Here is a 13,837-nt window from a genome sequence, read left to right on the forward strand (position 1 = left end):
CGACCGGAAATCCGGTCGGCGTTCAGTCGTTTGTGGGGGCGTCCCGGTTCTCGGGTTACTGGCTGTAGGAACTGAGGAAGTTGCCGAGACGCTCGAGGGCGGTCGCGAGGTCGTCGGTGTTCGGCAGGGTCACCAACCGAAAGTGGTCGGGTTCGATCCAATTGAACGCGCGGCCGTGACTGACCAGAATCTTCTCCGATTCCAGTAGATCGAGAACGAACCTCTCGTCGTCGACGATGCCGAACTTGTCGACGTCGAGCTTCGGGAACAGATACAGCGCGCCGTCGGCCTGCTGACAGCTGATCCCGTCGATGCTGTTGAGCGTGCTGTGCGCGAGATCGCGCTGTGCTGTCAGTCGGCCCTGCGGGAGCAGGAGGTCCTCGATGGACTGGCGTCCGCCGAGTGCGGTCTGGATCGCGTGCTGCGCCGGCACATTGGCACACATTCGCATGTTGGCCAGCAGTTTGATGCCTTCGATGAAACTCGACGCCCGCTCGAGTGGTCCGGTGATGGCCAGCCATCCGGCTCGGAACCCGCAGACGCGGTAGGCCTTGGACAGCCCCGAGTACGTCAGACACAAAACGTCTCGCCCGGTCATCGACGCAAGGTTTGTCATGGATCGGCCGTCGTAGACGATCTTCTCGTAGATCTCGTCGGCGAAGAGCATCAGGTCATGCTTGCGGGCAATGTCGACGAAGCGTTGCAGTACCTCCGTCGAGTAGACGGCGCCCGTCGGATTGTTGGGATTGATGACGACAATCCCTCGGGTGCGCGGAGAGATCCGGGCTTCCAGATCGTCGAAGTCCGGTGCCCAGCACTGGCTTTCATCGGTGAGGTAGTGAACCGGCGTGCCGCCGGCAAGTGAAACCGAAGCCGTCCACAAGGGGTAGTCGGGAGCGGGAATCAGGATCTCGTCCTCGGGATTGCAGAGCGCCTGCATCGTCAGCGTGATCAGTTCGGAGACGCCGTTTCCGAGATAGATCTCGTCGACGGTGACGTCGGTGATACCCCGCGTCTGGTAGTACTGGACCACCGCGGTGCGCGCCGAATACAGTCCGCGAGAATCGCAATATCCCTGGGCGGTAGGGAGATTGCGGATCATGGCCATCATGATTTCGTCCGGTGCTTCGAATCCGAAGGGGGCCGGATTACCGACGTTGAGTCGCAGGATCGTGTGTCCCTGATCCTCGAGTTCTTCGGTCTTGTCGAGAATTCGCCCTCTGATGTCGTACCTGACATTCTCGAGCTTGCGGGCCTGATCGATGGGTGTGTTCACGCGGTTACGTACCTCTCCGGTTCGGGTGGGCGAGTTGTGTTTCAGATGAGAAGGGCGCCTCAGGGTTCGGTCTGGAAACGGACATTGATTCGCGATAGCGCTAGCGGCGAGAGGAGAGTAGCGCTACTATGATTCGACATGTCCAATGATAGCAGTTCAAGGATTGTCGCAGCCTTGCGCGAATGGATCGCGACGGCACCTCCAGGCGCGAAGCTTCCGTCCACTCGGTCGCTCGTGAGCCTGCACGGGGCGAGCCCGGTCACCGTGCAGAAGGCGCTGCGAACGCTGGTATCTCAGGGGGTTGTGGAGGCTCGTCCCGGTGTGGGGACCTTCGTACGCGCCGCACGCGTCGTGCGACCCAACGACTACGGGTGGCAGACAGCGGCGCTCGGATCGCCGAACTATCGTCTGCAGCTGCCTATTGCGCTGCAGTCCACCTCCAACGACGTGATCGCGCTGCATTCCGGCTATCCGGCCCGAGAGCTGTTGCCCGAAGGGCTGGTTCGTGCAGCATTCACCAGAGCGACGCGAACCGACGCCGTGTTCAATCGGCCCCTCGCCGCCGGGCTTCCGGAACTGCAGTCCTGGTTTGCCTCCGAATTGGGTTCCGCAACTCCTGCCGGCATCACTCCGCCGGGGCCGAACGACGTGGTTGTACTTCCCGGCAGTCAGGGTGGGCTTGCGACGTCCTTCCGCGCGTTGGTGGGGGAGGGGCGTCCGTTGCTCATGGAATCGCCGACCTACTGGGGTGCGATCCTGGCTGCCGCCCAGGCCGGAGTCACGGTCATTCCGATCTCCAGTGGTGCCAACGGTCCTGATCCCGAAGAGCTTTCGCGTGCATTCGAACAGACCGGTGCCCGTGCGTTCTACGCACAACCGAGCTTCGCGAGCCCGACGGGAGCGCTGTGGTCGCCGTCGTTGGCTGACAAGGTTCTCGACACCGTCCGTCGGCACGGCGCCTTCCTCATCGAGGACAGTTCGGCGCTCGACTTCGGAATCACCGCAGATCCCAGCCCCATCGCTGCACGCGACGACAGCGGACACGTCGTCTACCTTCGTGCACTGACCAAGAGCGTGTCGCCATCGGTGCGAGTTGCCGGATTGATCGCCCGAGGCCCGGCCTACGAGCGGATTCTTGCTGATACACAGGCAGATTCGATGTATGTCAGTGGGATGCTGCAAGCGGTAGCGCTCGACGTCGTGACCCAGCCGGCCTGGCGCACGCACTTGCGCCGGCTTCGTCACCAACTCGAGGCCAGACGCGACCTGCTCGTGTCGAGTCTGCGCGAGCATGCGCCGGACGCTCACCTCGACGCTGTACCGCAAGGCGGACTCAACCTCTGGCTTCGGCTCCCGGACACCACGAATCTCGAACGTGTCGTGCAGGACTGCCGGTCGGCCGGCGTCATCGTCGGGGCCGGTGACGATTGGTTCCCGGCAGAACCGACCGGAAAGTTCTTGCGGCTCAACTACGCCGGACCGAACCCGGGTGAGTTCCCCGACGCCGCCCGCATCATCGGCCGAGCAATCACACAACATATGTAGAACTTCACCTCGCTGGTGGTTGACCTGAACTTCCGTTGAGGTTTTATCGTCGTGTCCATGAACAAACAAGCGATGCAGCCACCGGCCAATCAGCCGATCGGATTCTGGACAGCGCGCGCCGGTGAAGCGATTCGCGCGCGCACGCGCGGAGCGCTCGAAGCAATCGGCGTGACCCAGCCGGGGTGGTGGGTCCTGCACCAACTTTCGCTGCACCCTGAAGGGGTGGAGCGAGCTGTCCTCCTGCGAACGATCGGTCCGAACGAATCAACCGACGTGATCGACGCGGCCGTCGACTCTGCTCTCGACCTGGGCTGGGCGCGTGAAGACGAGTCTGTCCTTCTCCCTACTGATGCGGGCTCCCAGCAGTTCGATCGCGCCGCGCGGGTACAGCAGATGCTGCAGGAAGAGCGGATGCAGGGAATCAGCGAAGAAGAATTCGTCACCACCATCACGGTTCTGCAGCGAACCATCAAGAACGTGGGCGGCGACGCCTGGCACTGGTAGCCACCACTACCGCCGCCCGCTGTCTGGCAGGGCGGCCTCGATCAACTCGACGGCACGAGATACACCGCCCGCCGCTGCGAGTTCTTTTGCCAACTCTGCACTGCGTCGGCGGAACTCGTCCGAGCTCACCCGAGTCAGCGCCTCTCGAAGCTCTACTGCCGTGACGGTGGCGCCGTCGACGCGTACTGCGACACCGGCGTCGACGAGTGAGTCGGCGTTGCCGAACTGATCGACGGCTTGCGGCACCGCGATCATGGGCGTGCCGGTCACGAGTCCCTCGCTGGATCCGCCCATACCCGCGTGGGTCACGAACGCGTCGGCCTGCTGCAGAATCGCGAACTGCGGTACCCAGCGGTGTATTTCGACGTTGTCGGGTAGTGGTCCGAGATCCGAGATCTGCACCTGCTTTCCGATCTGGAGGACGACGTGCCAGCCGTCCATCGGGCCGAAAGCCTCGACGCAGGTGCGATAGAAATCCGGATGATCGGTGAAGGCTGAACCCAGCGAAATCAACACAAGCTTGCGTTCGGGATCCGGGTTCACCCAGGGTTGGTTGCTCGGTTCGAGTGCGGGGCCGACAAACGTGTAGACGTCGCGGTTCACTCGATCGGCGTTGGGCTGCATCGATTCTGCGATCAGCACGATTGCACGGGGTGGGCGACCGGTGAACTCACGCGGATCGACCTCGACGCCTTCGGCGCGGAAGAACCGGGCCTCCCGATCGAGTAGATCGACGCCTCTCGGATCGGAACGAATCTCGTCGTACATCGGTGCGGCGTCGTCTTCGTAGCCGTCCCAGGCAACATACGTCGGCGACAACTGGATGATGGGAACGTTCCACTGCTGAGCCAGTATTCGCGCGGGGATCCCGGCGATGTCGTAGAGAAAGAGGTCGGGACGGTCGTCGTCGTAGATTTGGCGCAGCTGCGGCAGCATCGCCTCGTAGTCGTCCTGGAAAATCGTCAACTGATCGATCAGATCCCCATCCCAACTCTTCTCCGGTTCGGCGCCGTCATGGGAAGGAACGAGGCTGGGCAGCGTGGAGACGTAGGGTGCGAATTCGGCCCCGGTCGCCTCGATGACCTCGCGCATCGACTCGTCGTTGGCGTAGGTGACGCGGTGACCGGCGGCGGCGAGACGCGCGATGATCGCCAGGCTCGGATTGACGTGGCCAGGTGCCGGAATGCTCACCATGGCGATATGTCTGCGGGTCATCGATCACTCCTGTCGTCTGACTGTTGTCGAACAACAACTGTTCTGGAACAACTCCGGATACCGGACCGAGACTATCCACCAGGATGGGTAACGGCATCTGATTTTTGCCGGGGAAGTACCGTGCGCACTCGAGTAGGACTACGCATCCGAGTGCCGGGATGGGCGAGCAGACTTCGAAGCATGAGCACACCGACAACACCTTCGAAGACCACTGCCGCCTTCTATCTGCAGGCCGGAATAGCCTTTGCCGTCAGTTTTGTCGGCACCCTCCTCGGAATTGCGTATCTTCCGATCGATGCGTGGCAACGCGGATTTCTCGGAATGTCCTTGCTGTTCTTGGTCACCAGTACGTTCACGTTGGCCAAGGTGATTCGTGATCAGCAGGAGGCGTCTACCGTCAGGGTTCGAGTGGACGAGGCTCGACTCGAGAAGTTGATCGCCGAACACGATCCGTTCAAGGCAGCTGCCTGAGTCCCATCGGCACAGTGAGGACGAGCGTGCTGCCGAGCGGCTGCTCGTTGCGGCGGGCCGTCAGGTTGCCGCCATGCGCCAGCGCGAGGCTCCTCGCAATGGTCAGTCCCAAACCGGAGCCGTCGGATCGATCACCGCGATGGAAACGGTCGAAGACGGATTCGAGTTGGTCTGCGGGAATTCCGTCACCGGTATCGGTGACGGACACCGTGAGGTGATCACCTTCCCGTGCGAGTGTCACCTTCACCGAACCTCCGGTTGGAGTGTGCCGCAACGCGTTTTCGAGCAGGTTGGCGAGGATCTGTTCGATTCGTTGGCGATCGACCTCGGCCGTGACCGGTTGCGGAGGCAGGGCGGTTGTCAATTCGACTCCACGATCGGCAAAACGTGGCCCTGCCGCTGCCGTTGCGCTGCAGACGACGTCGTCGAGATTCTCGGTCCGGCGATCGAGTTCGAGAGCGTGTTCGTCGGCAGCGGAGACGTCCGCCAGATCGCACGACAGCCGACGCAGACGTTCGAGTTGATCGCGCATCACCGACCACGACGAAGGATCTGTCGGCACAACTCCGTCCTCGATACCGTCCACGTACGCAGCCAAAGTCGATACCGGAGTGCGCAATTCGTGGGCAAGGTCGGCAAGCAGTCGTTTGCGGACCCGATCCGAATGATCAAGGCGTGCAGCCATGTCGGCGAATGCCGTTTCGAGACGCGTGAAATCGGCATCTACGTCGGACCTGCCGATAGTCACGTCGAAGTTCCCGTCGGCGACGCTTTGCGCCGCCTCTGCCAGCATGGTGATCGGTGCCGTGACGCGTCGGACGATGTAGACCGCGGCGATGCCTGCGCCCACCAGCGCGACCGCGATCCCGCACAACAGTGCAATGGTCATGGTCTGAGCGAATGCTTCTTCGGTGTGGGTACGGACATTCGAGTCTTCGATGCCGGCCATCATGAGGTGGTTGTGAAAGAGCGGGGCAGCGACGGCGATGGCAACGGCGGCGATGACGAGGCAGGCGACGAACAGGACGGCGAGCTGCGCGAGCAGTAGTTTTCCGCGTAGCCCGAGTCTTTTCATGACGACCGCGTTCATGACGACCGTGTTCATGACGACCTCAGGGAGTATCCGACGCCCCTGACGGTTCTGATGAACCGCGGATCGGTCGCGTCGTCGCCGAGTTTGCGGCGTAATGCACGGACATGGACGTCGACGATGTGCTGGTCCCCGAACCAGGACGACCCCCACACCGAGGCGATGATATCGGCCCGACTCCAGGCCGCGTCGGGTCGGGATGCGAGCGCGGACAACAGGGTGAACTCGGTGGGGGTCAGATCGACCAGGTTGTCGTCGACACGGACCGTGCGCGCCAGGACGTCGATGTCGAGTCCGGGAGGCGTTGGCAGCACTTTCGGCAGCAAACTCGACGCGCGTGGCCGTCTGAGCAGAGCTTTCACTCGCGCAACCAACTCGCGGGGGCCGAAGGGTTTGACCACGTAGTCATCCGCGCCGGCCGCCAGACCCGTCACTTTGTCCGACTCTTCACCGCGGGCGGAGAGCATCAGGATGTACGCGTCCGAGAAGGTGCGGATTCGTCGGCAGACTTCCATGCCGTCGAAGCCCGGGAGCATCAGATCGAGCACGATCAGCGCGGGCTCGAATTCGCGCACCGAACGTACTGCGCTCGGCCCGTCGTGGGCGAGGCGCACGGTGAATCCTTCGCGTGTCAGATAGTTGGCGACAACCTTCGCGAGGGCAGTCTCGTCGTCGACGACGAGTACACGCCCCGGTTCCTCACCAGGTCGTAGTTCGGCGCTCATCAAACCGAGGTTAGTCGACTGTGTGTCTGCATTGCTGTCGTGTGGTGGTTTCCGCTCGACTGTGAAGATTCGATGAAGGAAGCCTGTTTGGGCCGGTTATCGGGCTTCGAGGCGGATTTTCGCCGGTAACGTCACAACTGTGCATGTGCAGCATTGTTGTCAAATCAATTGTGGTGCAGTGCATATCGAACAGAATCAATTTTCGGGAGTGAAACATGTCTTTGACGGTCAGGAAGAGCGCCGCACGGTTCGTACCGGTTGTGGCAGCGGCAGCACTGTTGATTGCCGGATGCTCGGACAACTCCGGGGAGAGCGTCAACCATTCTTCCGAAACAACCAGCGTCGCAGCACAGTCGGAGATTCCTGCGGGTGTCAATGCTGCCGACATCGAGTTTCTCGAAGGGATGTACCCGCATCACGCGCAGGCATTGGACATGGCCAGAATGGTCGACGGTCGAACCGACAATGCCGAACTTCTCTCTCTTGCAGCGCAGATAGAGGCAGCGCAAGGCCCGGAAATGGCTCAGATGACGGAATTGCTGACGAAGTGGGGACGCCCCGATCCTTCGTCGAGTTCGATGGAGGGCATGGATGATTCGGCGCATGCGGGACACGGCGTCGGGATGGCCGAGATGCCGGGCATGATGTCGGCCGACGACATGACCGCCCTCACCGACGCCAGTGGCGCGGAGTTCGACAAGTTGTGGCTGACGATGATGATCGAGCACCACAAGGGTGCCATCACCATGTCCCAGACCGAACTCGACAACGGGCTCGATCCATCGGCGGAAAAGATGGCAGAAGCGATCACTGCCGGTCAGCAGGCGGAAATCACTCAGATGCAAGCGATGTTGAAGGAGAAATGAACGGTTGACCTCGGCCGCGTGACCTTGCTCGGTGGCCGAGTCGGGCATACGTTCGAGGCTGATGGTTTGACCGCTGCAGTGCCGGAATCACACGCGAGGGGATGACCGCCACATGGATCACAGTCAGATGGACCATAGCGAGACGGACCATAGCGCGATGGACCACAGCCAGATGGAGCACGGTGCGCACGGTGGTCACGCGGATCATGTCGCACAGTTCCGGACGTTGTTCGCAGTCATGCTGGTAATCGCAGTTCCGGTTGTTGCGGCAGATGCGATGTTCGCTGATCTGGTCGGGTACACATTGCCGGAAAACTCTCTGGTGGAATGGATCTCACCGGTACTCGGCACCGTGATGTACTTCTGGGGAGGCAAGCCGTTCCTCACCGGCGCTGTCGCCGAAATACGTTCTCGGCAACCCGGAATGATGCTTCTGATTGCACTTGCCATCACCGTTGCCTTCTTCGCTTCTTGGGCTGCAAGTCTGCACTGGGTGGATCACACTCTTGATTTCTGGTGGGAGCTCGCGCTTCTGATCGTGATCATGTTGTTGGGTCACTGGATCGAGATGCGTTCGCTCAGTCAGACATCGAGCGCCTTGGATTCGCTTGCCGCTTTGCTGCCCGACGAGGCCGAACGGGTGGTGGGGGAGTCGGTGGAAACCGTGCCCACCGCAGCTCTGGCCACCGGCGACCTGGTGATAGTTCGTCCCGGCGCCCGCGTTCCCTCGGACGGAACGGTCGTCGAGGGCAGTGCCGACATGGACGAATCCATGATCACGGGCGAGTCGAAGACCGTCCGCCGGACTGTCGGAGATCAGGTGGTGGCCGGCACCGTAGCCACCGACTCGGCACTTCGGCTTCGAGTCACCGCTGTGGGAGAAGACACCGCGCTCGCCGGTATTCGGCGCCTGGTCGAACAGGCGCAGAACTCGTCGAGTCGTGCTCAGGTGTTGGCGGACAAGGCCGCTGCTCTGCTGTTCTGGTACGCACTGGGCGCGGCAGTGCTGACCGCGATCGCCTGGAGTATCTGGGGCACACCGGAGAGCGCAGTCACCCGGACGATCACCGTTCTGGTGATCGCCTGCCCGCACGCGCTCGGGTTGGCGATTCCGCTGGTCGTCTCCATCGCGACGGAACGAGCAGCTCGGGCTGGGATTCTGATCACCGACCGCATGGCCCTCGAGGCGATGCGCAACGTAGACACCGTTCTCTTCGACAAGACCGGCACTCTCACCAAGGGGGAGCCCGCAGTGGTCGGTGTGCGCGGCGTCGACGGGTACTCCGACGACGAAGTTCTCAGCGCAGCAGCTGCCGTCGAATTCGACAGCGAACATCCACTCGGGCGGGCCGTCGTCGCAGCAGCGCGGGAGTTGTCGCTCGAATTCACTTCGGGTTCCGACTTTCAGGCGCACAACGGAATCGGGGTTGCTGCGGACGTCGGCGGCGCACGCGTCGGTGTCGGCGGACCGGGGATGTTGAGATCGGTCGGGGCCACAGCGATCCCGGGGACCGAAGAGTGGCTCAGTGACGGGTCGACGGTCCTGCATGTAGTGCGTGACGAGAAGGTAATCGGCGCATTGGCATTGGCCGACGAGATTCGCCCGGAATCAGCATTGGCCGTCGACGCCCTCCACGCTCGCGGTGTTCGCGTGGCCATGGTCACCGGAGACGCGGAGGCCGTGGCTCATTCGGTCGCCCGCAGACTCGGAATTGACGAGGTCTTCGCCGAGGTGCTTCCTCAGGACAAGGGAGCGCAGGTATCTCGGCTTCAGGCTGCGGGCCACCGCGTGGCGATGGTCGGTGACGGGGTCAACGATGCGCCGGCACTCGCCCAGGCGGATGTGGGTATCGCGATCGGTGCCGGAACCGACGTGGCGATCGCGTCGGCGGGAGTTGTTCTGGCCAGCGATGATCCGCGTTCGGTGAGCTCGGTCATCGAGCTGTCCCGCGCCACCTACCGCAAGATGGTTCAGAACCTCTGGTGGGCAGCGGGATACAACGCGATCTCGGTTCCCCTCGCTGCGGGAGTACTGGCGCCCGTCGGGTTTGTGCTGCCGATGGAGGTCGGAGCAATCCTGATGTCGGTATCCACTGTGGTCGTTGCCGCGAATGCCCAGTTGCTGCGACGCTTGGACTTGCGGCAACCACCGGTGACCGCGTTCGAGTCGAGAGTGCTCACACCGCAGTAGTGAGCGGATGAAGGCGGACTACTGTCGGCTCAGGAACGGAACGAGCGCACGCAGCACAGCTTCGGAGTCCGCGACTGCGCTCGCGTGATCAGCCCCCTCGATCACAGTCAAGGCACTGTCCGGGATCAGCGACGCGAGATGCTCGGTATCCGGCAGGCGCTCGCGATCTCTCGATCCGACGAACAACAACGCCGGTGTGGTGATCCGTTGAAGCACGGCGTCGTCGATGCCCTGCTCCTTCTCGGCCCGGCGCATGTAGGCCGCGAGTGCGAGGGCATCGTTGATTCGAAAGGCAGTCGCAGTCTGTGGATCCACCGGTTTGCCGCGCCTCGCGCCCCAACCGCTCAGAAACCCCTCGATACCGCCGCTTTCGAGTGCGTCGATGCAGCCTGGGAAGAACAATGCGTCGAACGCCCCCGTCATCGGCCGGCTACTACCGCCCCCGACGGTCAGCGATCGCACCCGTTCGGAGTGCTCGACAGTCAGCGACATCACCGAGCGCCCGCCGAACGAGTATCCGAGGACGTGCGCCGGTTCGAACGGAGACTCCGTGTCGAGGATCTCCAGGAGATCGCCGACCACCAGATCCATTGCATACGAATCGGAGTCGTGTGGTTTGTCACTGCGTCCGTGACCCCGCATGTCGACGAGGATCAGACGATACTGTTCCTGGAGCGCCTTGACGTACCCGAAGCCACGCCAGATGGAGCGCGACAACGCTGTGCCGTGCACCATCAACAGGGGTGGGCCATCGCCCACGATCTGATAGGCGATCCGCGCACCGTCCACCGGATTTCTCACGTCGTGCAACACCCGTCCAGTATGGGTGCCAGCTACTGCGCACACGAACTCGAGTAGTCGTCCGGAGCCATTCCGACGGATGCCGTGAACTTTCACGACCAGTCGAGCAATCAACTCGGCCTCCCTCAGAGCTACCGGTCACTGCCCGGCCGGGCAGTACCCACTGTTCCAAGCAATGCATCGGTGAAGGGGTCTGCCGTGCTGACGCCTGCGGCTATGCCCCGAAGCAGAGCCTCGAAATCAGTGGCAACGACGGTGACCTCCTCGAACTCAGGCTCTCCTCCACGGACAACCTGACCGTCCGGTGTGAGCGCCAGGTACTCGTACCCATTGCGTACCGACAGCAGAATCGGGAGGTGAGTGGACCAGAAGGCGTTGATCGCCGCGCGCTCAGCCGGCCCGGAAGCGACCGCCAGGCTCTCGTGCCGGAACGCATTCCAAGGAAACGCCTCATCACTGACGCCGACTCCACCGGCATAGTTCTCCGCCGAGAGAAACCACACCTGGTCGTCGGAACTGGCAAGTACGGAGAACGAACTCGCCCACACGATGAGTTGATCACAAACGCTGACCAGCGGTTGCGGAACTGGGGCAGAGGCCGATCGAGTAGGTTCTCCGCGAACCCAACCTGCGATCGACAGCGCGGCGGTTGCGTCGAGGTGAAGGCACATCGCCCCACAGTAAGGCCAGACCGTCTCGCACCGATAGCGTCAACCGTCGGCCTACTCGGGATCGATGTCCTGAATACCATTCTCGTCCATGCTGATCCACCGCGTTATGCCGATGTCGCGCAGGAACGGCAGATCGTGACTCACCACCACCATGGCACCGCGGAAATCGGAAAGTGCCTGCGTGAGGTGAGCGAGACTCGGTAGGTCCAGGTTGTTTGTCGGCTCGTCGAGAAGAAGCAGCTGGGGCGCGGGTTCGGCCAGAAGGATCGTCGCTAACGCCGCGCGCAATCGTTCACCGCCGGAGAGCGCAGAAGCCAACACGTCGGAATCCGTTCCCCGGAAAAGGAACCGTGCCAACTGCCCACGAATTTCCTCGGCTGTCGCGTGTGGCGCGGCCAAAGCGACGTTGTCCGCCACCGAGAGATTCTCGTCGAACACGTCGAGACGTTGGGGGAGCGCACGAGAGGCTACGAACGGAGTCGACGCAGCGAGTGCATCGAGCAACGTTGTCTTGCCGATTCCGTTGCGTCCCAGTAGCGCAATCCGCTCCGGCCCGGTGATCTGGAGCGATACCCCTTGGCCGCTCCGCAACGTCACCTCGGCGAGCCGCGCAACCTGCTGCCCCGGATGAACCTCCGTAGCAGGAAGGTCCAGGCGAATCTCGCGATCGTCTCGAAGGAGTTCCTCTGCCTCCGACAGGGCGGACTTGGCCTCGTCCACCTTCCCGATATGGTTGAGGGCCAGCTTTCCGGCCGAAACTTGGGCTTGGCGTTTTCGTTCCTGCGCGATAATCAGTGGCACCCGCTTGTTCTCGAACATCTTCTGCCCATAGCGCTTACGTCGGTCCAGTTTTGTTCGAGCGTCGATCAGCTCGCGGCTCTGCTTCGCCAGATCGGCCTTGGCGTCGCGAACAGTGGCGAGTGCGTTTTCCTGCTCAGCGGTCACGACCTCCTGGTAGTGCGAGTAGTTGCCGCCGAACACGCGTAGATCCCCCCGACGTAGTTCGACCGTGTACTCCGAGGTGTCGAGCAGTTCCCGGTCGTGGCTGACGATCAGTACGGTTCCCGGAAACTGTTGGACTGCAGCATGAACTCGTGATCGAGCGTCGCGGTCCAGGTTGTTGGTCGGCTCGTCGAGGAGCAGCACCTGCGGATTCTTCAGCAGCGTTGCGGTCAGGCCGAGTAGGACGGTCTCTCCGCCGGAGAGGGTGCCCACGGTTCGGCTCAGTGCCGCCGTATCCGGAACTACCTTCGCGAGGCCGAGTCGATGCAAGGTGGAGAGAGCGCTCTCCTCGATATCCCAGTTGTTGTCCACGAGTGCAAAGTCGGACTCGGATCCGTCACCGGTTTCGATGCGGTGCAATGCGTTTCGTAGTTCGTGGATACCGAGGATGCCGTCCACCCGAACACTCGGATCGAGTGTGATGTCTTGGCGGAGGTAGCCGACCTCGCCGGAAGCGGTTACTGATCCGGATTCCGGTGAGAGCTCTCCCGCGATCAATCGCAGCAGAGTCGACTTTCCCGATCCGTTAAGTCCCACGAGACCGACACGGCCACTGGGGAATACAAAATTAGTGCGGGAAAAGACTGATTCGCCGTCCGGCCAGATGAAGGTGAGATCCGAGAGCGACAGAGAAGGATGGGATTGGGTCATGAGTACTCCAGAGGGTGCTTGGACTGTGCGCCCGGCTCAGCAATTGCTGATGGGTGCGAGTGCCTTCGCGTGATGAACCTCTAGAGGAGCAACGGCCCGTTTCCTGTTCTGTCGGGAATGATTCGTGTTCCAGGTTAGAACACTCGAGTGGTCCCCTGCAATCGAATTATTTTGTGCTGTCGGTCTCGTCAGTGTTCGGTGCTGAGATTTTCTGGTCCTCAGATTTTCGGGCCTTCGGACCGAAGATCGTCGACCTTCGACATTGCTTCTCGGAGTTCCGTGAGCCATTGTTCGCTGTGCTTGCCCGCCAACCGGACTGTCCACATGAGAGCGTCCGCTCGCGAGCGAGCAACTCCCGCGTCCACCAAGGTGTCGAGAACCTTGCGTTCGGGCTGACGTAGTCGTGTCATCACCGGAACTGCGAGATGTGTGAACAGGACGGTCTTTTCGTCCAGGCGTACACCCCAGGCGACCTTGCGTCCGTAGCGAGCCTCGGCCTCGTCGGCGATGCGCATCCGGTCGGCGCGCGTGGTTTCACGAAAGCGCGAGATCCTTCCGTCCGCGGCGGCCTCGCCACCGTCGACTGCCGGGAGTTCACCGATCACGACGATTTCTTCGCGGTCGACCTGGACGTCGGCGGTCCCGGTGAACCAGTCATCTGGAAGTCGACCGGCAAACCAGTCGGACGCATCACTCGCGTCCGGGACCGATGCCTGTTGCCAACCTCCGGGACGGCCGAACCTGCGGTCGCCGGAGCTTTGTGAGTTCTTCATGGCGTTCTCCTCGGAAAGCTGGTGGAGCATGACGTGCGTTTATTGCACTGATTACA

13 protein-coding genes are annotated in these 13,837 nt (G+C 62.0%); 5 read left to right on the forward strand and 8 right to left on the reverse strand.

Features of this window, described 5'->3' with window-relative positions:
* Positions 1–55: 55 nt before the first annotated feature.
* Positions 56–1,276 (reverse strand): pyridoxal phosphate-dependent aminotransferase, encoded by a 1,221-nt coding sequence (locus tag H7C86_RS08765; RefSeq protein ID WP_182261418.1) that lies wholly within the window; start codon positions 1,274–1,276, stop codon positions 56–58.
* Between the two features lie 138 nt (positions 1,277–1,414).
* On the opposite strand from H7C86_RS08765, the gene H7C86_RS08770 reads away from it, so the two are divergent.
* Both H7C86_RS08770 and H7C86_RS08775 read left to right on the forward strand, forming a co-directional pair.
* Positions 1,415–2,821, forward strand: coding sequence for a PLP-dependent aminotransferase family protein (locus H7C86_RS08770; RefSeq protein ID WP_019747079.1), 1,407 nt, complete (start codon positions 1,415–1,417; stop codon positions 2,819–2,821).
* Positions 2,822–2,878: 57 nt separating this feature from the next.
* Complete coding sequence (locus H7C86_RS08775; protein ID WP_097387819.1) at positions 2,879–3,325, forward strand: hypothetical protein; 447 nt, start codon at positions 2,879–2,881, stop codon at positions 3,323–3,325.
* Positions 3,326–3,331: 6 nt separating this feature from the next.
* Here H7C86_RS08775 and H7C86_RS08780 read toward each other — a convergent pair whose 3' ends face one another.
* Positions 3,332–4,540, reverse strand: coding sequence for a macrolide family glycosyltransferase (locus H7C86_RS08780; RefSeq protein ID WP_182261419.1), 1,209 nt, complete (start codon positions 4,538–4,540; stop codon positions 3,332–3,334).
* Positions 4,541–4,720: 180 nt separating this feature from the next.
* On the opposite strand from H7C86_RS08780, the gene H7C86_RS08785 reads away from it, so the two are divergent.
* The gene (locus H7C86_RS08785) at positions 4,721–5,011 is read left to right on the forward strand and encodes a YiaA/YiaB family inner membrane protein (RefSeq protein WP_003945505.1); all 291 of its coding nucleotides are present in this window, start codon (positions 4,721–4,723) and stop codon (positions 5,009–5,011) included.
* On the opposite strand, the gene H7C86_RS08790 is transcribed toward H7C86_RS08785, so the two are convergent.
* Complete coding sequence (locus H7C86_RS08790; protein ID WP_134998375.1) at positions 4,995–6,116, reverse strand: cell wall metabolism sensor histidine kinase WalK; 1,122 nt, start codon at positions 6,114–6,116, stop codon at positions 4,995–4,997. The two genes, H7C86_RS08785 and H7C86_RS08790, sit on opposite strands and share 17 nt — an antisense overlap.
* Positions 6,113–6,826: a response regulator transcription factor gene (locus H7C86_RS08795; RefSeq protein ID WP_080908998.1), complete on the reverse strand. Its 714-nt coding sequence runs from the start codon at positions 6,824–6,826 to the stop codon at positions 6,113–6,115. Before H7C86_RS08795 ends, H7C86_RS08790 begins: the two co-directional genes overlap by 4 nt.
* A gap of 215 nt (positions 6,827–7,041) precedes the next feature.
* Here H7C86_RS08795 and H7C86_RS08800 point away from each other — a divergent pair, with 215 nt between their 5' ends.
* Together H7C86_RS08800 and H7C86_RS08805 are read left to right on the forward strand one after the other, a co-directional pair.
* Complete coding sequence (locus tag H7C86_RS08800) at positions 7,042–7,692, forward strand: DUF305 domain-containing protein (RefSeq protein WP_080908999.1); 651 nt, start codon at positions 7,042–7,044, stop codon at positions 7,690–7,692.
* A gap of 112 nt (positions 7,693–7,804) precedes the next feature.
* Positions 7,805–9,883: a heavy metal translocating P-type ATPase gene (locus tag H7C86_RS08805; protein ID WP_166501894.1), complete on the forward strand. Its 2,079-nt coding sequence runs from the start codon at positions 7,805–7,807 to the stop codon at positions 9,881–9,883.
* An 18-nt stretch (positions 9,884–9,901) separates the two neighbouring features.
* On the opposite strand, the gene H7C86_RS08810 is transcribed toward H7C86_RS08805, so the two are convergent.
* The 4 genes from H7C86_RS08810 to H7C86_RS08825 all read right to left on the reverse strand — a co-directional run bounded on the left by H7C86_RS08810 (position 9,902) and on the right by H7C86_RS08825 (position 13,781).
* The gene (locus H7C86_RS08810; protein ID WP_024487536.1) at positions 9,902–10,672 is read right to left on the reverse strand and encodes an alpha/beta fold hydrolase; all 771 of its coding nucleotides are present in this window, start codon (positions 10,670–10,672) and stop codon (positions 9,902–9,904) included.
* A 143-nt stretch (positions 10,673–10,815) separates the two neighbouring features.
* Entirely contained in the window at positions 10,816–11,355 is a 540-nt protein-coding gene (locus H7C86_RS08815) for a hypothetical protein (RefSeq protein ID WP_182261420.1), read from the reverse strand.
* Positions 11,356–11,406: 51 nt separating this feature from the next.
* Positions 11,407–13,008, reverse strand: a complete 1,602-nt coding sequence (locus tag H7C86_RS08820) for an ABC-F family ATP-binding cassette domain-containing protein (RefSeq protein WP_182261421.1) — start codon at positions 13,006–13,008, stop codon at positions 11,407–11,409.
* A gap of 218 nt (positions 13,009–13,226) precedes the next feature.
* Positions 13,227–13,781 (reverse strand): hypothetical protein, encoded by a 555-nt coding sequence (locus H7C86_RS08825; RefSeq protein ID WP_029254565.1) that lies wholly within the window; start codon positions 13,779–13,781, stop codon positions 13,227–13,229.
* Positions 13,782–13,837 lie beyond the last annotated feature (56 nt).

Source organism: Rhodococcus sp. UFZ-B548, from assembly GCF_903819475.1.
Taxonomy (GTDB): domain Bacteria; phylum Actinomycetota; class Actinomycetes; order Mycobacteriales; family Mycobacteriaceae; genus Rhodococcus_F; species Rhodococcus_F erythropolis.

Coding starts and splice junctions, on each gene's coding strand:
- H7C86_RS08820 (WP_182261421.1), bottom strand. CDS start 13,008: ATGACCCAATCCCATCCTTCTCTGTCGCTCTCGGATCTCACCTTCATC.
- H7C86_RS08795 (WP_080908998.1), bottom strand. CDS start 6,826: ATGAGCGCCGAACTACGACCTGGTGAGGAACCGGGGCGTGTACTCGTC.
- H7C86_RS08770 (WP_019747079.1), top strand. CDS start 1,415: ATGTCCAATGATAGCAGTTCAAGGATTGTCGCAGCCTTGCGCGAATGG.
- H7C86_RS08800 (WP_080908999.1), top strand. CDS start 7,042: ATGTCTTTGACGGTCAGGAAGAGCGCCGCACGGTTCGTACCGGTTGTG.
- H7C86_RS08805 (WP_166501894.1), top strand. CDS start 7,805: ATGGATCACAGTCAGATGGACCATAGCGAGACGGACCATAGCGCGATG.
- H7C86_RS08775 (WP_097387819.1), top strand. CDS start 2,879: ATGAACAAACAAGCGATGCAGCCACCGGCCAATCAGCCGATCGGATTC.
- H7C86_RS08825 (WP_029254565.1), bottom strand. CDS start 13,781: ATGAAGAACTCACAAAGCTCCGGCGACCGCAGGTTCGGCCGTCCCGGA.
- H7C86_RS08780 (WP_182261419.1), bottom strand. CDS start 4,540: ATGACCCGCAGACATATCGCCATGGTGAGCATTCCGGCACCTGGCCAC.
- H7C86_RS08785 (WP_003945505.1), top strand. CDS start 4,721: ATGAGCACACCGACAACACCTTCGAAGACCACTGCCGCCTTCTATCTG.
- H7C86_RS08790 (WP_134998375.1), bottom strand. CDS start 6,116: ATGAACACGGTCGTCATGAACGCGGTCGTCATGAAAAGACTCGGGCTA.
- H7C86_RS08815 (WP_182261420.1), bottom strand. CDS start 11,355: ATGTGCCTTCACCTCGACGCAACCGCCGCGCTGTCGATCGCAGGTTGG.